This window comes from Streptococcus suis (assembly GCF_002964045.1).
Lineage (GTDB): Bacteria > Bacillota > Bacilli > Lactobacillales > Streptococcaceae > Streptococcus > Streptococcus suis_U.
The window spans coordinates 16340-36503 of the sequence record NZ_POPB01000303.1 but is presented as its reverse complement, the minus strand read 5'-3'; the positions used below and the strand labels follow the sequence as shown (position 1 = coordinate 36503).

At 42.4% G+C, this 20164-nt stretch carries 23 protein-coding genes; 16 read left to right on the top strand and 7 right to left on the bottom strand.

What is annotated here, in order from left to right; translation table 11 throughout:
- Positions 1–55: 55 nt before the first annotated feature.
- Complete coding sequence (locus C1E99_RS04620; RefSeq protein WP_105206744.1) at positions 56–1360, bottom strand: ISL3 family transposase; 1305 nt, start codon at positions 1358–1360, stop codon at positions 56–58.
- A gap of 189 nt (positions 1361–1549) precedes the next feature.
- Here C1E99_RS04620 and C1E99_RS04615 point away from each other — a divergent pair, with 189 nt between their 5' ends.
- The 3 genes from C1E99_RS04615 to ftsY are packed head-to-tail and all read left to right on the top strand — an operon-like array spanning position 1550 to position 4438.
- On the top strand, positions 1550–2359 hold the full coding sequence (locus C1E99_RS04615) for a Cof-type HAD-IIB family hydrolase (RefSeq protein WP_105206743.1): 810 nt from the start codon (positions 1550–1552) through the stop codon (positions 2357–2359).
- Positions 2349–3161, top strand: a complete 813-nt coding sequence (locus C1E99_RS04610) for a Cof-type HAD-IIB family hydrolase (RefSeq protein WP_105206742.1) — start codon at positions 2349–2351, stop codon at positions 3159–3161. The genes C1E99_RS04615 and C1E99_RS04610 overlap by 11 nt, the downstream gene beginning before the upstream one ends.
- Before the next feature lie 2 nt (positions 3162–3163).
- On the top strand, positions 3164–4438 hold the full coding sequence (gene ftsY, locus C1E99_RS04605) for a signal recognition particle-docking protein FtsY (protein WP_105206741.1): 1275 nt from the start codon (positions 3164–3166) through the stop codon (positions 4436–4438).
- Positions 4439–4465: 27 nt separating this feature from the next.
- Here ftsY and C1E99_RS04600 read toward each other — a convergent pair whose 3' ends face one another.
- Complete coding sequence (locus tag C1E99_RS04600; protein ID WP_105206740.1) at positions 4466–4930, bottom strand: TetR/AcrR family transcriptional regulator; 465 nt, start codon at positions 4928–4930, stop codon at positions 4466–4468.
- A 115-nt stretch (positions 4931–5045) separates the two neighbouring features.
- Here C1E99_RS04600 and C1E99_RS15395 point away from each other — a divergent pair, with 115 nt between their 5' ends.
- Together C1E99_RS15395 and C1E99_RS04595 are read left to right on the top strand one after the other, a co-directional pair.
- A complete protein-coding gene (locus tag C1E99_RS15395; RefSeq protein ID WP_269088943.1) occupies positions 5046–5174 on the top strand; it encodes a hypothetical protein in 129 nt (42 codons plus the stop codon).
- A gap of 14 nt (positions 5175–5188) precedes the next feature.
- Complete coding sequence (locus C1E99_RS04595) at positions 5189–6121, top strand: alpha/beta hydrolase (RefSeq protein WP_238146208.1); 933 nt, start codon at positions 5189–5191, stop codon at positions 6119–6121.
- Between the two features lie 58 nt (positions 6122–6179).
- Here the strand turns inward: C1E99_RS04595 and C1E99_RS04590 are convergent, their stop codons facing one another.
- The 5 genes from C1E99_RS04590 to C1E99_RS14945 form a co-directional block, all read right to left on the bottom strand.
- Positions 6180–6854, bottom strand: coding sequence for a DNA alkylation repair protein (locus C1E99_RS04590; protein ID WP_105206738.1), 675 nt, complete (start codon positions 6852–6854; stop codon positions 6180–6182).
- A gap of 43 nt (positions 6855–6897) precedes the next feature.
- Entirely contained in the window at positions 6898–8385 is a 1488-nt protein-coding gene (zwf, locus tag C1E99_RS04585) for a glucose-6-phosphate dehydrogenase (protein ID WP_105206737.1), read from the bottom strand.
- A 76-nt stretch (positions 8386–8461) separates the two neighbouring features.
- The gene (locus tag C1E99_RS04580; protein WP_105206736.1) at positions 8462–9277 is read right to left on the bottom strand and encodes a TIGR03943 family putative permease subunit; all 816 of its coding nucleotides are present in this window, start codon (positions 9275–9277) and stop codon (positions 8462–8464) included.
- A complete protein-coding gene (locus C1E99_RS04575) occupies positions 9274–10179 on the bottom strand; it encodes a permease (protein ID WP_105206735.1) in 906 nt (301 codons plus the stop codon). Before C1E99_RS04575 ends, C1E99_RS04580 begins: the two co-directional genes overlap by 4 nt.
- A 1-nt stretch (position 10180) precedes the next feature.
- On the bottom strand, positions 10181–10321 hold the full coding sequence (locus C1E99_RS14945) for an SPJ_0845 family protein (RefSeq protein ID WP_193441791.1): 141 nt from the start codon (positions 10319–10321) through the stop codon (positions 10181–10183).
- 124 nt (positions 10322–10445) lie between these two features.
- On the opposite strand from C1E99_RS14945, the gene ligA reads away from it, so the two are divergent.
- The 11 genes from ligA to C1E99_RS04520 all read left to right on the top strand — a co-directional run bounded on the left by ligA (position 10446) and on the right by C1E99_RS04520 (position 20156).
- The gene (gene ligA / locus C1E99_RS04570) at positions 10446–12404 is read left to right on the top strand and encodes an NAD-dependent DNA ligase LigA (RefSeq protein ID WP_105206746.1); all 1959 of its coding nucleotides are present in this window, start codon (positions 10446–10448) and stop codon (positions 12402–12404) included.
- A 10-nt stretch (positions 12405–12414) separates the two neighbouring features.
- Positions 12415–13455, top strand: a complete 1041-nt coding sequence (locus tag C1E99_RS04565) for a diacylglycerol kinase family lipid kinase (protein WP_105206734.1) — start codon at positions 12415–12417, stop codon at positions 13453–13455.
- Positions 13456–13595: 140 nt separating this feature from the next.
- Positions 13596–13796 (top strand): F0F1 ATP synthase subunit C, encoded by a 201-nt coding sequence (locus tag C1E99_RS04560; RefSeq protein ID WP_105106455.1) that lies wholly within the window; start codon positions 13596–13598, stop codon positions 13794–13796.
- Between the two features lie 37 nt (positions 13797–13833).
- Complete coding sequence (gene atpB, locus C1E99_RS04555; RefSeq protein WP_105206733.1) at positions 13834–14550, top strand: F0F1 ATP synthase subunit A; 717 nt, start codon at positions 13834–13836, stop codon at positions 14548–14550.
- A gap of 17 nt (positions 14551–14567) precedes the next feature.
- On the top strand, positions 14568–15074 hold the full coding sequence (atpF, locus tag C1E99_RS04550; protein ID WP_105206732.1) for a F0F1 ATP synthase subunit B: 507 nt from the start codon (positions 14568–14570) through the stop codon (positions 15072–15074).
- Entirely contained in the window at positions 15075–15608 is a 534-nt protein-coding gene (locus C1E99_RS04545; protein ID WP_105206731.1) for a F0F1 ATP synthase subunit delta, read from the top strand. It abuts the gene before it with no gap.
- Between the two features lie 3 nt (positions 15609–15611).
- On the top strand, positions 15612–17132 hold the full coding sequence (gene atpA / locus C1E99_RS04540) for a F0F1 ATP synthase subunit alpha (RefSeq protein ID WP_161951148.1): 1521 nt from the start codon (positions 15612–15614) through the stop codon (positions 17130–17132).
- Between the two features lie 11 nt (positions 17133–17143).
- On the top strand, positions 17144–18022 hold the full coding sequence (locus C1E99_RS04535; protein WP_105206729.1) for a F0F1 ATP synthase subunit gamma: 879 nt from the start codon (positions 17144–17146) through the stop codon (positions 18020–18022).
- A gap of 19 nt (positions 18023–18041) precedes the next feature.
- Positions 18042–19448, top strand: a complete 1407-nt coding sequence (gene atpD / locus C1E99_RS04530; protein WP_105109687.1) for a F0F1 ATP synthase subunit beta — start codon at positions 18042–18044, stop codon at positions 19446–19448.
- A 10-nt stretch (positions 19449–19458) separates the two neighbouring features.
- A complete protein-coding gene (locus C1E99_RS04525; protein ID WP_105109688.1) occupies positions 19459–19875 on the top strand; it encodes a F0F1 ATP synthase subunit epsilon in 417 nt (138 codons plus the stop codon).
- Between the two features lie 56 nt (positions 19876–19931).
- Positions 19932–20156 carry a DUF1146 family protein gene (locus C1E99_RS04520; RefSeq protein ID WP_105206745.1) on the top strand — a complete coding sequence of 75 codons (225 nt, stop codon included), beginning with the start codon at positions 19932–19934 and terminating at the stop codon, positions 20154–20156.
- Positions 20157–20164 lie beyond the last annotated feature (8 nt).

Below are 20164 nucleotides of genomic sequence, written 5' to 3'. Positions count from 1 at the left end.
TTTTCTTTGTGTAGCATAGGAGAACCTCATAAGTCCTTTTTCTTATATTATACTCCTAAATACGAAGAAAAGCCCTTAGAAAATCAATTCTAAGGACTTTGTCTTCAGTCTGAGAGAGAACGAACTTCGTTCTCTCTTTCTTTATGTTCAAAGCAATCAAAATCCGTTTTTTAAAATTTTCAAAGTTCCTGAAACCAAAGGCATTTCTCTTAATGACTTTGATGAGATTGTTGGTAGCTTCCAGTTTGGCGTTGGAATAAGGCAATTCCATGGCGTTTATAATCTTGTCTTTATCTTTCAAGAAGGTCTTAAAGACGGTCTGGAAAATAGGATTTACTCCCGGAATTGTCTCTTCAATGAGGTCAAAGAAATGGTCCGAGTTCTTCTCTTGGAAATGAAAAAGCAATAACTGATAAAGTTCGTAGTGCTGTCTTAGTTCATCTGAGTAGGATAGTAGTTTTTCAAGGATTTCCTTGTTGGTTAAATGCGCACGAAAAGTCGGACGATAAAAGCGTTTATCGTTGAGTTTGCGACTATCTTGTTGCACCAGTTTCCAGTAGCGTTTCAAGGCACGATATTCCTGTGATTGACGGTCCAAATGGTTCATGATTTGGATGCGGACACGGTTCATGGCTCTGCTCATGTGTTGCACAATGTGAAAGCGATCCAGAACGATTTTGGCATGCGGAAAAAGCTGTTTGGCCAATTGGTAGTATGGGCTAAACATGTCCATAGTGATGACTTTAACGCGGTTTCTGGCCTGTCTGGAATAGCGTAGGAAGTGGTTTCTAATCGTGGCTTGCGTGCGTCCGTCGAGGATAGTGATGACTTTTAATGAGTCGAAATCCTGAGCAATAAAACTCATTTTTCCCTTCTTGAAATTGTACTCATCCCATGACATATTCTCAGGAAGCCAATCCCAATCGGTTTTAAATTGGAACTCATTTAGCTTGCGAATGACGGTTGAGGTAGAAACGGCAAGGCGCTTGGCGATGTCGGTCATAGACTGTTTTTCAATGAGCAATTGAGCGATTTTCTGATGGACAACGGTTGCGATTTGGTGGTTCTTCTTGACAAGAGAAGTTTCCGCGACAGCCATTTTTCCGCAATTTTTACACTTGAAACGGCGTTTTTTCAAGCGAATGAGAGTTCGGTAGCCAGCACACTCCAGATAAGGGATTTTAGAGGCTTTCTGGAAGTCGTATTTGGCCATCTGTCCCTTGCAGGCAGGGCATTTAGGAGCTGGATAATCCAAGTGACCATGAAGTTCTTTGTGTGTCCCCATATCGTATTCGTCAGCGATAACGATATTTTTGTCTTTTATTCCGAGAAAATTTGTGATAAGATTTAGTTGTTCCATATAACACCTTTCTAAAATGATGGTTTAGTCGCTTTTCATTATAGGTCATATGGGACTTTTTTTCTACAATCAAAAAGGCTCCATAATCGCCATAGGGGATTTACCCACTACAGAAATTATAGAGCCAGGAAAAATCGGAAACAGTATGGAATATGGTATAATAAAAGGACTGGACGGAGGTTGTTTGTTATGTATAAGAAAATTATCGCAACGGATATGGATGGTACCTTTTTACGAAGTGACCATGGATTTGATGCCAATCGGTTTCGAAATTTGCTAGATCTATTTAAGGAAAAAGGCTACTTGTTTGTGGCGGCAAGTGGTCGTTCTCTGCCAAGTCTTAAACAGCTATTTGAAGAATTTTTAGATGACATCGCTTTGGTAGCTGAGAATGGAGCAGTTGTTGTTTATCGCAATCAGACCATCTACCTGGATGATCCAATTCAGCCAGCAACTTACCTTTCTTTAGTCGAGGAACTGGTGCAGAGTGGGCACGTAGCTGCCCAACATGTGACCTTATCTGGCTTAACCGCTTCTTATATGCTGGAAGCAGTTGACACTGGACTGTATAATATTTTATCGGACTATTATCACGATATTGCTCTTGTGGAACGATTTGAAGATATTTCTGAGCCAATTATTAAGTTGAATCTGTATGTCGATGACTCCAATCGTCAGTCAACTCAAGACTGGATTAATCATCATTTCAAACAATTGACTGCTGTTACAACTGGTTTTACCTCGATCGATATTATCTTGTCAGGTGTACACAAGGGAATTGGTTTGTCTCATTTGTGCCAACACCTTGGTCTAACAGGAAAGGAACTGATTGCCTTTGGAGACAACCAAAATGATCTGGAGATGTTAAAACTGGCATCGGTCTCAATCGCAACTGCGAATGCCATAGATGAGGTAAAGGCTCAAGCAGACCTAGTCATTGGTCATTGTGATGATGAATCTGTCATAGAATACATGGAGGAATTAGTAAATGGCAATTAAGTTGATTGCGTTGGATTTGGATGGAACCTTGCTGACATCGGATAAACGGATTTCAGAAGCAAATAAAAAGGCTTTGCAGGCAGCGCGTGAGCGTGGAGTTTATGTAGTTCTGACAACAGGACGCCCCTTGCAAGCTATCGGAGGCTTTTTAGAAGAACTAGATTTACTTGGAGAAAATCAATATTCTATCACTTTTAACGGCGGTTTGGTCCAGGAAAACACTGGCCGAATTTTAGATAAAACGGGATTCACCATTGAAGATGTCCGTGCCATCCGTCGTGTGACAAATGAATTGGATTTGCCATTGGATGTCTTGTACGGCGGAGATGTTTACTCGCTTCCAGCTGCCCATGAATCTCTTTACCTAACAGCCAATCCACTTTTGAATAAAATCAATGTTTCAGATGAGGAGCTGCCTGAAGATTTTGTCTACAATAAGGCAGTCTCAGCAGTAGATGCAGCATTTCTAGATGGTCAAATTCCAAAAATTCCTGCGGAATTGTACGATCGTTTCGAGATTTTCAAATCACGCGATATCTTACTTGAGTGGAGCCCCAAAGGGGTTCACAAGGCAAATGGCTTGGCTAAGTTGATTGGACATCTGGGGATTGACCAGTCAGAAGTCATGGCCTGTGGTGATGAAGGAAATGACTTGTCTATGATTGAATGGGCTGGTTTAGGGGTTGCCATGGCTAATGCGACTGATGAAATCAAATCAGCAGCAAACGTTGTTTTACCAAAAACTAATGATGAAGATGGTATTGCTTGGGCCATCGAGCACTATGTATTGAATGAGGACTAAGTATGGGATTATTTGATCGATTATTTGGACAAGAAAAGCAAGAGGAGCAGGTTGCTCTTGTTGAAGAAGTGGAAACAGAGCAGTCGGCTTCAAGCGAAGATACAGTAACTACTGAAGTTGAGTCAGCTACTCAAGAAATGGAAGAGATCCAGTCTGAAGTAGCAGAGCCTGAATTGACAGCCGAACAAGAAGCTCAGAAACAACGGACCTTGGACATGATGGCCCAGTATTACGCGGCCAAGGAAGCTGCTGCGGCTCGTGTTAAGGAAGCGCAGGAACAAGGTTTTGACCCAGCTATTCAAACCAAGGCCAAGGCAGAGCCTGTTGAGGAAGTTGCTCCAGTAGAGCAAGAAAGTGAGCAGGACAAGTACCAGCGGACCTTGAAAAAAACTCGTACAGGATTTGGGGCAAGGCTCAATGAATTCATTGCCAATTTCCGTTCGGTTGATGAAGAATTTTTCGAAGAGTTGGAAGAAATGCTGATTTTGTCAGACGTAGGTGTGCAAGTTGCTTCTACTCTGACAGAGGAGCTCCGCTATGAAGCCAAGCTACAGAAGGCCAAAAAGACAGATGAACTCCGTCGGGTTATCATCGAAAAATTGGTGGATATTTACGAAAAAGACGGCCAGTTCAGCGAGCAGATCAATTTCCAGGGTGATTTGACAGTCATGCTCTTTGTCGGTGTCAACGGTGTTGGGAAGACGACATCTATCGGAAAGTTGGCCTACAAGTACAAGCAGGCTGGCAAGAAGGTCATGTTGGTCGCAGCGGACACCTTCCGTGCGGGTGCGGTAGCCCAGCTGGTTGAGTGGGGTCGCCGTGTCGATGTGCCAGTGGTCACGGGTCCAGAAAAGTCAGACCCAGCTAGTGTGGTCTTTGATGGGGTAAAACGTGCCGTGGCAGAAGGTGTGGATATTCTCATGATTGACACAGCAGGTCGCTTGCAAAATAAAGAAAACCTCATGGCAGAGCTGGAAAAAATCGGTCGCATTATCAAACGGACTCTACCTGATGCACCGCATGAAACCCTCTTAGCACTGGATGCCTCCACAGGTCAAAACGCCCTCAGTCAAGCCAAGGAATTTGCAAAAATTACCCCATTGACTGGGCTAGTCTTGACCAAGCTAGACGGTACAGCCAAGGGGGGTGTCGTCCTTGCCATCCGTCAGGAACTAGATATTCCAGTCAAGCTGATTGGTTTCGGTGAGAAAATCGATGACATCGGTGAATTCAAATCCGAAGAATTCATGCGTGGGCTATTGGAAGGATTGGTATAGAATGAAAAAAGTAGTTAACTGTGACAGTTAGCTACTTTTTTGCTGGTCCATAATTCTTGTAATTTCTTCTGCAGTGTCCACCATGCCTCTTTGGTACCAAGCTGTGCAGGCTCCTAGAATAGAATAGCCGATAAAGGCATAGGAATAGGCAACCTCAGTCGGTAATGTAGAAAGGCTTTGCTTGTCTGTCAGAAGCTGGGCGATAAAAATTTCCTTTTCGCTCTTGTAGAGGCAGTCAATCAGGCTCTTGTTCTGCTGGAAAAATGTGAAGATTGATGGAAATGTTAGTTCTGTTCCATATGTATCCTGATAGATAGAAAAAGCTCTTTCCAAGGCCTGTTTGAGAATGTCGTCCTTGCTCTCAAAATTGCGATAAAAACTGATGCGGGTTACACCAGCACGCTTTGCAATGTCAGTTATGGTGATTTTTTCATATTCCTTTTGTTGAATGAGTTGCAGTAAGGCTTCTTGAATATAGTGACTGGCTGACATGATACAAACTCCTTTGATTTGTTACATATGGCTGCATTGCTATTGCATACGAAATAATTAAATGTTACACTTGTTACATCTTAAATGAAATAAATTGAAATGTCAAGGAGTAATCATGACGATAAAACGTTGGCTTGTTTTAGGACTTATAGCGATTGTTGGATTTTTAATTGGTCGCTTGTTGGTCCGTATTTTTCTTAACCTACTCTTAGGTGGAACACTTTGGGGAGGCAATTTTCTATGAGAAGGAGAAAATTTGTGGGATTTGGAATTCTGGTATTTGTGATAGCTCTTCTTGCGGGTGTGGCTTCTAAGGGATTAATCAAACCAGCTTGGGTAAAGGACTATTCTGTTGAATGGACAGACAAGGTGGGAAGAACAGTGACCGACCTGTCCTACGGAGAAGGAGAAGCACAAAAGTTTGACCTCTATCTACCTGCGGATAACAGTAAAAAATCTTATGGACTGGTTGTATATCTCAATACAGGAGGATTTACAAGTGGTGACAAACAAGATGACAAACAGATCTTGCAATGGCTTGCTTCTAAGGGCTATGTAGCAGCTGGCATCAACTATTCCTTGGCAACCGAAACAAATGGTGCCAGTGTAACATCTCAAGCTCAAGAAATCAAGGAGAGTATTCCATATGTGATTGAGGCGGCTAAAAAAGAAGGCTACTCCATTGATAAAATGACAGTTGCAGGAGGCTCGGCAGGGCATGCCTTGGCAATGATTTATGCTTATCGAGATGCCAAAGAAGCTCCCGTGCCAGTAGTATTGACTTTTGGAGCTGTTGGACCTTCTAGTTTTTACATGGAGGATTGGGGCATCTACGGAGCGGATACTAATCTTGAGGCAGCTGCGGGGCTCACCAGTTCCATGTCTGGTCAAGAAATTACTGAGGAAATGATTGCAGATGGTAGCTACAAGGATATTGTCAACCAAATTTCTGCAGTTTATTGGGTGACTGAAGAAACGGTGCCAAGCGTGGTCATCTATGGCAAGCATGATAAGGTGCAACCTTATAAAGCAGCAGTGCGATTAGAAAAAGCTTTGAAAGAAAAAGGAGTTGACTATCAATTTCTTACAGCCGAGCATTCGGGTCACGGTTTACAGAATGACGATGCTGTCTATAAAGAGTATATGATGCTGGTGGAAGAATACCTCGCAAAATATATGCCGGTTGATTAGTTGAAAAAATAGAAGCAAAAAGTCGTTAGTTCAACAAGAACCAGCGACTTTTGTGTTTTCATTTTTTCCTCAATAATGCCTCAATCCAGTCTGGTGCATAGGCAGAAGTACAGCCTTTTGGAACTTTCATGTCCACATAGACTGCCAATTCCTGACCGATTGCAAGGCCTTGTTCCAGATAGTCGGGGTAAGCAACGGCAATCTCCACCAAGCATTGGTTCATGGTCCATTGGACAAGTGGGTCTGCGGTTTGCAAATGCTGGCGTATATGGTCTAGAGTTTCTTCAATCTCTTGATTTGTTGCTGTTTTTCCAGCAAAGTATTTGGCACGAAGGAACCAACCTAGTCGCTGAAAAATAGCTTGGTCTTGGATGAGTAAGTATTCCTCCCAGTCTTTGCTATCCTTACGTTTGCTAAGAATGATGGAAGCCAGCTTATCGAGGACGTTGACCGAAACTTGTTCATTGAGGCAAGCTTCTAAAGCTGTAGAAGTCAGTTGATTAGTTTTTGTTTTGACAATCTGAATAGCTAAATATTGTGCCTCGAGTACATCTGTTTGCCAGAGTGGAGCAAACAAGTCCAGTCGATTTTTATAGACCTTGGCGATACCAGAAATAGCTCCCATCGGAACGCCGTAGTAGGGCTTAGTTTCGCCAATTTTTTCATAACGCTTGAGGGTGCCAGCATGGCTGGCTGCTTCAAGTTGTGTGAGAATGCTGTTTATTTCAGTCATGAGTACCTCCGAAAAAAACTGGATTGCTCCAGTTTTTATATTATTATTTCAACAAACCACGTTCACGATACCACACATCAGGAGTCCAAACCCACTTGCAACCGTAGCTTTCTAGCAAATCAAAGGCTGCTTCAGGTCCCATAGTTCCAGCTGGATAGGTGTGGAGTGGGACTTGGTTGCTTGCCCACAAATCAACAATGCGGTCAATCAAGCTCCAGCTTGCTTTCACTTCTTCCCAATGGCTAAAGTTAGTAGAATCACCATTTAGGACATCGAAAAATAGTTTTTCGTAGGCTTCAGGTGAATTTCCAAGAGCAGTTGCATTGTGGCGGAAGTTGAGTTTGGCAGGAGTAAGAGCAAAGTGGGAACCAACTTCCTTACCGTTGATAGAGAGCATAAAGCCTTCGGTTGGTTGGATGAAAATGGTCAAGACATTGGCCTCAGAAGGCTGACCAAAAATATCTTCTGCATGCTTGAAGGTGATGGTCACGCGCGTGCCCTTTTCTGTCAGACGTTTACCTGTACGGAAGAAGAAAGGAACATCACGGAAACGATCAGTATCAACGAAGAAGACCCCTCCAGCAAAGGTTTCTGTCTGAGAACCTTCGGCAATATTTGGTTCATCCAAGTAGCTAACGTAGTCTTTTCCGTCGATGGAACCTGCTACATATTGACCACGGATGAAGTTGCGTTTGAGGTCCTCATCAGAAGGCTGACGAAGGTGTTGGAAAACCTTGATTTTTTCAGCGCGGACATCATCTTCCTTGAAGCTGGCTGGCTTATCCATTGCTAGCAGGGAAAGAACTTGAAGGGCATGGTTTTGCACCATGTCTTTTAAGGCGCCAGAGTTGTCGTAGTAACCTCCGCGATCTTCAACACCAATCGCTTCGGCAAACGTAATCTGAATATTGTCAATAAAATCACGATTCCAGATATGCTCAAAGATAATGTTGGCAAAGCGGACCGCAAAGATATTTTGCACCATTTCCTTGCCTAGGTAATGGTCGATACGATAGATTTGATCTTCATTGAAAGCAGCCGCCAATTCATCGTTGAGTTTGCTTGCTGTAGCAAGGCTAGTTCCGAAAGGTTTTTCAATAATCAAGCGTTCAAAACCTTGACCATCAACGATTTGCTCAGATTTGAGGTGTTTGGCAATGGTTCCGAAAAATTCTGGTGCCATAGAGAGGAAGAAGACCTTGTTGTGTTGCGTATCGTATTTTTCACACAAGTCGTCCTGCAATTTACGAAGAGCTACATAATGTTCCGTATCATTGACATCATGGCTTTGGTAGTAGAAATGACTAGCAAATTCATGTGCTTGGCGTGGTGTGTCAGGCAAATCACCTAGTGATTCGATAACTGTTTGCTCAAAAAATTCCTTGGTCCAAGGTCTACGAGCTGTACCAATAACAGCAAAATTTTCTCTAATATGTCCAGCCTTGTAAAGACGGAAAAGGGATGGATAGAGTTTGCGTTTGGCAAGGTCGCCACTAGCACCAAAAATTGTAAACAATACGTGTGATGACATAATTTTTTCCTATCTGTTAAATATGAGTAATATTATACCACAAATTGTCAGAAAATTCATTTACTAAATCCAATCCTTAAAAATTTCGATAAACATAAGGATTATCTGGTTTTTGAACAGATTGTATATTCTGGGTTTCTAAGGTTGGCAAGTTCTGCTCGAGGACGGTATGATAAGTGACCGATAGCTTGCCCTCTACCCTGACCCAACTATTATCTGCAAAGGATTGGTCTGCTCCTGAAACCAATAAGCCATAGACTCCTGAGTCGGCTATACAGTGGATAATGCCAAAGCGGAAGAGGAAAAATTGCTGGCTATTGTCAGGGTCATTGTAGACAAATCCAGTCATTTCAATCGTTTTTCCTGAAAATTCATTTGGAAAATCATAGATAGCCTCCATAACTTCCATGTAGTTTTCACTAGTAATCTCAATTTTCTCCTGAGCCAAATAGCGATCGGCAATTTCACGCATTTCAGATTTGTAGACGGATTCTGTAAAGTAGATGGACGTATCTGGCTTCAGGTATTGCACTGTTGTGCCTTCTTGTTCTTGCGTTTTAGCATCATTTTCGGCAGCAAGTGGGAAATGATAGCCCTTGGCAGCAACTGTGGTGGAATCAAGGCTGACAGTTGGGAAGAGCCAAGCAACGGCCAGGGGAATGATTAAAAATATAAAACTGGAAAGCTTGGATGATTTTTTCGTCAAATGACTATGCGTATCAAGATCTTTAACCCAGATGTATAATTGCACAATTGCCAAAATAAAGGACAAAATCATAGAAAGATAGGCTAAATATCGGTAGTGCAAATTAATATATTGGTCTAATTTTCCAGAAATATAGAGATACATGGTCATTTCAAAATAACCTGCAAGAATTAAGAAACGAATCATGCCAAACCTCCTAATATGAGACTATATCCTAAAATAATGATTGAGATGCTGGCGATAAATCTGAAAATAAATTTACCTGTAAAGTAGTGTTTCATCATCAGTAAATTTTTCACGTCTACCATTGGTCCAATAACTAAAAATGCCATCACTGGAGCAGAACCAAAAATTGAAAGCAAGGATGCACCGATGAATGCATCTGCTTCTGAACAAAGGGAAAGAAGAAATGCAAGTAGCATCATCAATAAAATAGCTGACAGAGGATTGTGGCCAATCGTTGTCAAAACAGCAGTTGGAATATAGACCTGGACTAGACTGGCAAATAGACATCCGAAAACCAGATAGCGCCCGGTATCAAAAAATTCATCAATGGCATGAAAAAGTCCAAATCCAACTTTTTGCCAATTTGTTTTTTGGGAATAATCATGCTGATGTTGACTAATCTGACATTCTTTTAGAATAGGTTCCTTAACATAGAAACCAAGAATGATACCTATTATGACAGAAACAAGGATTGCTCCCAATGCTCTGTAAAGTGCAAAAAGGACAGAGTTTCCAAAAGCGGTGTAGGTTGCAAAAAGTACGATTGGATTGATAATAGGAGCAGTTACTAGGAAGGGAATTGCGGTATAGTTCGGAACTTTTTTCTCTAGTAAGCGATGAACAATAGGAACAATTCCGCATTCACAAGAGGGGAAAATGAAACCGATAAAGATACCAAATAGAATGGCAAGTATCTTGTTCTTTGGCAGGATACTAAGTACCTTTTCTGGTGTGATGAATACCTCAATAAAACCAGAAATCAAAGATCCAATCAGAACAAAAGGCAGTGCTTCAATGATTATAGACAGGAAAATAGCCCCCGCCTGCAAGACGGAGGATGGAAGTTGATCAAATCCTAACATATTAGTTTGTATCTAACTTGGTGTCTATTTTTTCCGCATTTGCCTTTGGATCAGGAAATTCAATTTCTTCTAGTTTGTCAAATGAAGCAAATTCTTCCAACATTTTTTCTAAATCATCTTGACGTTTACATGTGATAGCCATAGGGCACCTCCAAAAATTATATATGTCTATTATACCTTTTTTACAAATAATTATCTAAATTTTCAATGCTTACTAGGCAATTAAAATTATAAGCGACATGCTCAAGTCATGGTATAATGGTCTTATGGAAAAAAGAATATCAGAATTAGTAGACTTACTTAACAAATATGCCGATGAATACTATCGCTCAGACAAACCAAGCGTGTCTGATGCCGAATACGACAAGCTCTATCGAGAATTGGTGGAACTGGAAACAGCCCATCCAGATCTGGTATTGCCTAACAGTCCCACCCACCGCGTTGGTGGCAAAATTTTAGAAGGATTTGAAAAATATGCCCATGTCTATCCTCTTTTTAGTTTGCAGGATGCCTTTTCGCGTGAGGAATTGGATGCTTTTGACCAGCGAGTTCGCAAGGAATTTCCACAAGCGACCTATATCTGTGAACTCAAGATTGATGGTCTGTCTATTTCCCTGACCTATGAAGCGGGCAATCTAGTTGTTGGTGCCACACGTGGCGATGGCAGTGTCGGTGAAAATATCACGGAAAACCTCAAGCGTGTAGTGGACATTCCCTTGACCTTACCACAGGTAGTTGACATGACTGTCCGTGGTGAGTGCTACATGCCAAAAGCTTCTTTTGACCGCGTTAACCAGCAGCGGCAGGAGGCAGGCGAGGCAGAATTTGCCAATCCACGTAACGCAGCGGCAGGCACCCTTCGCCAGCTGGATACAGGTGTGGTGGCCCAGCGTGGTCTTGCCACCTTCCTCTACCAAGAGGCAAGTCCGTCTGAAGCGACCAGCCAGTCACAAGTGCTGGAAAAGCTGGATAGTTTAGGCTTTGTGACCAACCACGACTACCAGTTGGCAGACACGATTGACGAGGTTTGGGCTTTTATTGAAAAAATGGCAGAGCGACGAGATGATTTGCCTTATGAAATCGACGGTATCGTTATAAAGGTCAATGACCTTGCCATCCAAGAAGAACTGGGCTTTACCGTCAAGGCGCCTCGTTGGGCGGTGGCCTACAAGTTTCCAGCTGAAGAGAAAGAAGCTCAAATCCTCTCGGTTGACTGGACTGTTGGCCGCACGGGTGTCGTAACTCCAACTGCTAACCTCAGCCCAGTACAGCTAGCAGGAACAACCGTTAGCCGTGCTACTTTGCACAATGTGGACTACATCGCTGAAAAAGACATTCGCATTGGCGATACGGTCATTGTCTACAAGGCGGGGGATATTATCCCAGCAGTTCTGAAAGTGGTGGACAAGTATCGGACGGATCAAGAAGTCATGCCTGTCCCAAGCCAGTGTCCGTCTTGCCAGAGCGACTTGCAGCATTACGAAGATGAAGTTGCCCTCCGTTGTATCAATCCTATTTGCCCTAGCCAGTTGATGAGCAAGTTGGAGCATTTTGCCAGCCGTGATGCAATGAATATCGCAGGTCTGGGCTCTTCTATTGTGGAAAAACTCTTTCTAGCAGGTCTGGTCAAGGATGTAGCGGACATTTACAAACTGACAGTCGATGACCTCTTGACACTAGATGGTTTCAAGGAAAAATCTGCAGATAAGCTCTACCAAGCCATTCAGGCATCAAAGGGCAATTCAGCAGAACGACTCTTGTTCGGTCTGGGCATTCGTCATGTCGGCAGCAAGGCCAGCAAGATTTTGCTAGAAAACTTTGGCGACTTGGAAGCCCTAGCTCAAGCCAGTCAAGACGAGATTGCCTCTCTAGAAGGATTGGGCCAGGTCATCGCTAAGTCCTTGACTAGCTTTTTTGCCAGCCAAGGAGCCCGGCAGCTTTTAGTTGAACTTAAGGAAAATGCCGTAAACTTGACTTATCTAGGACAGGTGGCAGATGAAAATGCAGCCTTGTCTGGTCTGACCGTTGTCTTGACTGGTAAGTTGGAACGGATGAAGCGGGGCGAAGCCAAGGCCAAGCTAGAAGCCTTGGGTGCCAACGTAGCAGGTTCTGTTTCTAAGAAGACAAATCTTGTTGTCGCAGGGGCTGACGCGGGAAGCAAGTTGGCCAAGGCACAGGAATTAGGTATTGAAATAAAAGATGAGGCTTGGTTAGAAAGCCTGTAAGGTATAGGATATGGAAGAACGCAAGCGAGCACGATTGATTTACAACCCGACCTCTGGTCAGGAAATCATGAAGAAAAATGTGGCAGAAGTGTTGGATATTTTAGAAGGCTTCGGCTATGAGACATCTGCCTTTCAAACAACACCTGAAAAGGATTCGGCTAAAAATGAAGCCAGAAGAGCTGCTTTAGCAGGTTTTGACCTGGTTATTGCAGCAGGTGGTGACGGCACTATTAACGAGGTGGTCAACGGCATTGCACCGCTCGAAAAACGACCGAAAATGGCTATTATTCCAACTGGGACAACAAATGACTATGCGCGTGCTCTTAAGGTGCCACGCGGAAATCCAGTTGAGGCAGCCAAGCTGATTGGTAAAAATCAGACGATTTTGATGGATATTGGTTTGGCAAAGAATCAAAAGAATGGAATTCACCAAGAGCATTACTTTATTAATATCGCTGCAGCAGGTACACTGACAGAATTGACTTACAGTGTACCAAGTCAACTTAAAACTATGTTTGGCTACTTGGCCTATGTCGTTAAAGGTGCAGAACTCTTGCCACAAGTTCAGTTTACGCCAGTGCGAGTGAGCCATGACCAGGGGATTTTCGAAGGGTCAGTTTCCTTGATTTTTGTAGCTCTAACCAATTCAATCGGAGGGTTTGAGCAAATTGTTCCTGATGCCAAGTTGGATGACGGCAATTTTACCCTATTAATGGTGAAAACGGGAAATTTATTTGAAATCCTTCATCTTATTCGTCAGGTACTAGATGGTGGTAAACATATTGATAGTGATTTAATTGAATACATCAAGACCAAAAAGCTCACCATAGAACATCTAAACAATGACAATCGTCTCTTGCTTAACTTAGATGGCGAGTTTGGTGGAGATGCTCCAGTCGAACTGAATAACCTTCAAAATCATATTGAGTTTTTTGCGGATACAGACCTTGTATCAGATGAAGCCATCACACTTGATACTGAGCAATTGAATCGAGAAGATATGGCCAAACGGTTTATTGAAGAAACAGACCATATGGACTCGACTATATAAATAGGAAGAAAAGATATCAAGTCTTTTCTTTTTGTTTGTATATCATGAAATTAAACGCTTCCAATAGTGGTCTTTTCTTGACAAAAGCATATAATAGGAGTATGCTATCAAGGTATTAAAATTTTAAAGGAGAATTCGTTATGAAGTTAGGCGCATTGGCCTTAGGTTTGGCCTGTCTTGGTGTTAGTATTGGTGAGGGTTTGTTGGTAGCTTCTTACCTTAGTTCAACTGCACGTCAACCTGAAATGCAAAGCAAGTTGATGGCTGGTGTATTCTTGGGTGTTGCCTTTATTGAAGGAACTTTCTTCGTTACTTTGGCGATGGCATTTGTATTGGGTTAGTATCTCAAAAGAGAATTAGAAAAGGGGTGTAACTCCATTGGAAGAACATTTAAGTCCAACACTTACCCTAGGTCCTATAACTTTTGATTTGACCATGGTACTGGTTTCTGTCATTACCATTTTAGTTATTTTTTCACTTGTTTTTTGGGCTAGTCGCAAGATGGAACTCAAACCAAAGGGCAAACAAAATGTCCTAGAGTACGTCTACGAATTAACCATTAATTTCACAAAAGGAAACTTAGGTGATGAAGATGCTAAAAGGTATGCCTTGTTTTTCTTCACTGTTTTTACCTTCCTAATAGTGGCAAACAACCTGGGTTTGATGACCAAATTGGAAACGTCGGACGGCCATAATTTATGGACTTCTCCAACAGCTAATATGGCTTATGATTTTGGTTTGGCAACAATTGCAACTGTGTTTTGTCATGTTGAGGGGATTCGTCGTAGAGGGTTTAAGCAATATCTAAAAGATTTTGTGACACCATGGGCAATGACACCAATGAACATTCTAGAAGAGGTTACAAACCTGGTTTCACTTGCTTTACGTTTGTATGGTAATATCTACGCTGGTGAGGTCTTGGTTTCACTTCTTCTTCAATTATCACAACAAAGTGCAGTGGCCTATCCAATCGCATTTGCTCTTAACATTGTTTGGACAGCTTTTTCTGTCTTCATTTCATGTTTGCAAGGCTATGTATTTGTCATGCTGGTATCCATGTACTTGAATAAAAAAATCCATGGTCATAGTGAGTAAGAAAGGGAAAGACAACTATGGTAACAACTATTACAATGCAATCTAGTACCATTCTTGGAAACTTTATCTTGGTAACGGCTTCTTTTGCAATTTTGATTGGACTAATCCGACTATTTGCTTGGGATCGCATTACGGGTATTTTTGAAGAGCGTGCCAATAAGATTGCAAATGATATTGATGCAGCAGAAGAAAAGCTGACAGCTGCATCTGACCTCGTACAACAACGAGAGGATGAATTGGCTAAGGGTCGTATTGAAGGTCAAAAAATCATCCAAGATGCTGTTGAACGTGCTAAATTGGAGAAAAAACGCGTTCTAGAGCAAGCAGAAGTTGAGATTCAAGCTTTGAAGCAAAAAGCTCAAATGGAAATTGATGCTGAAAAACGTGAAGCTCAAGAAAACTTGCGTGTTCAAGTTGCCGAATTAGCGGTTGACTTGGCAGGTAAAATTATCTTGGAAGATTTGGACCAGCAGGCTCATAGTAACTTAATTGATCGTTATTTGGACAAACTAGGAGACAAATAGATGAACGCTAGAGAAAATGCCATCGTGCAAAAATATGCTCTATCATTTGTTGAAAAAGTTAGTGATCATGCAGAAATTTGGGATATGTATGACCAAATTTCTGAATTGATTTCTATTATCCATGATAGTAAGCTCAATCGTCTCTTGCTGTCTGCTACGGTATCAAGAGAAGAAAAGGCTGCATTTGTAAGGACTGTTCGTCAATCAAGTTTCTGGCAAATCAACGATTTGATTGAGGATATTATTCGTGATGGTCATGCAGACTTGTTACTTGAAACACTAGAGCGTGTCCGCCTACAGATCAGTAAATTTAAAAATGAATTTGAAGCCCATGTGGTTTCTGTTTACCCTTTGACTGAAGTACAAAAAGAACGTCTTCGTCAAGTGGTTGAAGAACGATTTGCCCTACGTGTTCGTAACATCTCTGAAGAATTGGACCCAAGTTTACTTGGCGGATTTGTCGTTACTGTCAACCACAAGGTAATCGATGCAAGCGTTCGAACTCAGTTGAAGGACGTTAGAAAAAAACTTTAAAAAATAGAAAGTGGTGTTCTTTTGATTAATGCACAAGAAATTAGCGCTTTACTAAAACAACAAATTGAAGGCTTTCAGCCTGACTTTGACTATACAGAAACTGGTGTCGTAACCTACATTGGTGACGGTATCGCCCGTGCGCAAGGTCTTGACAATGCCATGAGTGGAGAGCTTTTGGTATTTGAAAATGGCACCATTGGTATGGCCCAAAACTTAGAAACCAACGATGTTGGTATTATTATTCTTGGTGAATTTACAGATATTCGTGAGGGTTCAGTGGTACGACGTACTGGAAAAATCATGGAAGTACCTGTTGGTTCAGCCTTGATTGGTCGTGTCATCAACCCACTTGGTCAACCTGTGGATGGTCTTGGTGAGATTCGTACTAGTAAGACTCGTCCAATCGAGTACCCAGCGCCAGGTGTTATGCAACGTAAGTCGGTTAATGAACCGCTTCAAACTGGTCTTAAGGCGATTGATGCTTTGGTTCCGATTGGTCGTGGACAGCGTGAATTGATTATCGGTGACCGTCAGACAGGGAAGACATCTGTAGCTATCGATGCCATTCTCAACCAAAAAGGCCAAGACATGATTTGTATCTATGTGGCTATTGGTCAGAAGGAATCAACAGTTCGTACGCAGGTAGAAACCCTTCGCCAATATGGCGCCTTGGATTATACAATCGTCGTGACGGCGTCAGCTTCACAACCGTCTCCATTGCTATTTTTGGCTCCTTATGCTGGTGTTGCGATGGCAGAAGAGTTCATGTATGAAGGCAAACACGTCTTGATTGTTTACGATGATTTGTCAAAACAAGCGGTAGCTTACCGTGAATTATCTCTCTTGCTTCGTCGTCCTCCAGGTCGTGAAGCTTACCCAGGTGATGTATTCTACTTGCACAGTCGTTTGCTAGAGCGTTCAGCCAAGGTTTCAGATGAATTGGGCGGTGGCTCCATTACAGCTCTACCATTTATCGAAACACAGGCAGGTGATATTTCAGCCTACATCGCGACCAACGTGATTTCGATCACGGATGGACAAATCTTCTTGAAGGACGATTTGTTCAACTCAGGTATCCGTCCAGCCATTGATGCGGGTTCTTCTGTATCACGTGTAGGTGGCTCTGCACAGATTAAGGCCATGAAAAAGGTTGCAGGTACCCTTCGTATCGACTTAGCTTCTTATCGTGAATTAGAGGCCTTTACACAATTCGGTTCAGATTTGGATGCGGCAACTCAGGCAAAACTCAACCGCGGTCGTCGAACTGTGGAAGTCTTGAAACAGCCATTGCATAAGCCACTTCCAGTTGAAAAACAAGTTTTGATTTTGTATGCATTGACAAATGGCTATCTTGATTCAGTGCCGATTGATGATATCTTGGCATTTGAAGAAGAATTGTACGCTTATTTTGATTTGCACTACGATAGTCTTTTGGATGTGATTCGTACGACGAAAGACCTTCCCGATACAGATGAGTTGAATGCTGCTATTCAAGCCTTCAAAGACCAGTCTGTCTTTAAGTAAAGGAGTGAATAATGGCAGGTTCTCTCAATGAAATCAAATCAAAAATTGCATCTACTAAGAAAACCAGTCAAATCACCGGTGCCATGCAGATGGTTTCGGCTTCTAAACTAGCCAAATCTGAGCAATTAGCGCAATCCTTTCAGATCTACGCTAGCAAGGTTCGTCAGATTACAACGGACCTCTTGCGTGGAGAATTGATGGCTTCAGATACAAGCAATCCAATGCTGATTCGTCGTCCAGTTCAAAAATCAGGCTACATTGTCATTACATCGGACAGTGGATTAAAAGGTTCATATAATTCCAGTATTTTGAAAGCTGTAATGGGCATGATTGAACAGGACCATGACTCAAAAGATGAGTATGAAATTATTGCCATTGGTAGCATGGGAGCAGATTTTTTCCGTGCCCGTGGTATCAATCCTGTCTTTGAATTGCGTGGTTTAGCAGACAATCCAAGTTTTGAAGAGGTTCAAAAAATCATTTCTAAGTCAGTTGAGATGTACAAGAATGAACTCTTTGATGAGTTGTATGTTTGTTATAACCACCATGTCAATAGTTTGACCAGTCAGGTGCGTGTACAACAGATGCTTCCTGTTGAGGATTTGGACCATAATGAAGCAGATGGTTATACAGCCACTTTTGAATTGGAACCAAACCGTGAAGTCATTCTGGAGCAACTCTTGACGCAGTATGCAGAGTCAACTATTTACGGAGCGATTTTGGATGCCAAAACTGCTGAAAATGCGGCTGGTATGACGGCCATGCAGACAGCAACGGATAATGCTAAGAATGTCATTGATGATTTGACAATTCAATACAATAGGGCTCGTCAGGCAGCTATCACTCAGGAAATTACTGAGATTGTAGCAGGTGCCTCAGCCCTTGAGTAATAGAAATAGAGGAAATAGAATGAGTTCAGGCAAAATTACTCAGGTTGTCGGACCAGTTGTAGACGTTGCGTTTGCAGCAGAAGATAAACTTCCTGAGATTAACAACGCACTCGTTGTATACAAAAATGATGATTCCAAGCAAAAAGTTGTGCTTGAAGTTGCTTTGGAACTTGGTGATGGCGTTGTTCGGACCATTGCCATGGAATCAACAGATGGATTGACTCGGGGGATGGAGGTCCTTGACACGGGTCGCCCAATCTCCGTTCCAGTCGGTAAGGAAACTCTGGGTCGTGTCTTCAACGTCTTGGGAGATACCATTGACCTTGATGAGCCTTTCCCAGCTGATTTTGAACGCGAGCCAATTCATAAGAAAGCTCCAGCTTTTGACGAATTATCTACTTCAAGCGAAATTTTGGAAACCGGGATTAAGGTTATCGACCTCCTAGCTCCCTACCTAAAAGGTGGTAAGGTTGGTCTCTTCGGTGGTGCCGGTGTTGGTAAAACCGTCCTTATCCAAGAATTGATTCACAATATTGCCCAAGAACACGGTGGTATCTCTGTATTTACCGGAGTTGGCGAGCGTACCCGTGAAGGAAATGACCTTTACTGGGAAATGAAAGAATCAGGTGTTATTGAAAAAACGGCCATGGTATTTGGTCAGATGAATGAGCCACCAGGAGCCCGTATGCGTGTTGCTCTTACTGGTTTGACCATTGCGGAATACTTCCGTGATGTAGAAGGTCAGGACGTTCTTCTGTTCATCGATAACATCTTCCGTTTCACGCAAGCTGGTTCAGAAGTGTCTGCCCTCTTGGGGCGTATGCCATCAGCCGTTGGTTACCAGCCAACACTTGCGACGGAGATGGGTCAATTACAGGAGCGAATTACCTCAACCAAGAAGGGTTCGGTTACATCCATTCAGGCTATTTACGTGCCTGCGGATGACTATACTGACCCTGCCCCAGCGACTGCCTTCGCTCACTTGGATTCTACAACCAACTTGGAGCGTAAGTTGACCCAGCTGGGTATCTATCCTGCGGTGGATCCATTGGCGTCCTCATCTCGTGCCCTTTCTCCACAAATCGTAGGAGAAGAACACTATGCAGTGGCCATGGAAGTGAAACGTGTCCTTCAGCGTTACCAAGAATTGCAAGACATTATTGCCATTCTCGGTATGGATGAATTGTCAGATGAAGAGAAGACCTTGGTTGGTCGCGCTCGTCGCATCCAATTCTTCCTATCTCAAAACTTCAACGTTGCAGAGCAATTTACAGGTATGCCAGGTTCCTATGTGCCAGTAGCTGAAACGGTGAGAGGCTTTAAGGAAATCTTGGATGGTAAACATGATCATCTGCCAGAAGATGCCTTTCGAAATGTCGGTTCAATTGAGGATGTAGTCGCAAAAGCTGCAAAAATGAGATTCTAAGAGGTAGCTTATGGAACAAATGACTGTTCAAATTGTGACGCCAGATGGAGTGAAATATGACCACCATGCCGCCTTTGTCTTGGTAAAGACAGTTGAAGGAGAGATGGGAATCTATCCTGGACATGAGGAATTGATTGCCGTTTTGGAAATTGATGAAATGAAGGTCCGCCGTGTTGATGATGAAAATCACGTGGACTGGATTGCCGTCAATGGTGGGATTATTGAAATCAATAAGAATATGATTACGGTGATTTCGGACTCGGCAGAGCGTGAACGTGATATCGATATTAGCCGTGCAGAACGTGCTAAATTGCGAGCAGAAAGAGAGCTTGAAGAGGCTCATAGCGCACATAATGCAGATTTGGAAAAACGTGCCACAGTAGCACTCCAAAGGGCTATTAACCGTATTCGAGTAGGTAAACATTAAAAATGGGATTGAACTTAGTTCAGTTCCTTTTTTGCATTTCGTGGTATAATGGGAACATGGTTATTTCAATTTTACAATTTTTTAGTCACCTACTTTTTATCTATTTGAACTATCATCTGTTAGTTTCAACAGTTGATTGGTCAAAGATTTTAAAAGTAACAGGTGAAAATCAGCGCAAAATCAACCTACTAATCTTGTTTCTAGCAATTGCTCTAGGATATTTGGTTTCAACATTCTTCTTGGAATTATTGGTGGTAGGTCGTTCCTTTGCGAATATTTAAATAGAAAT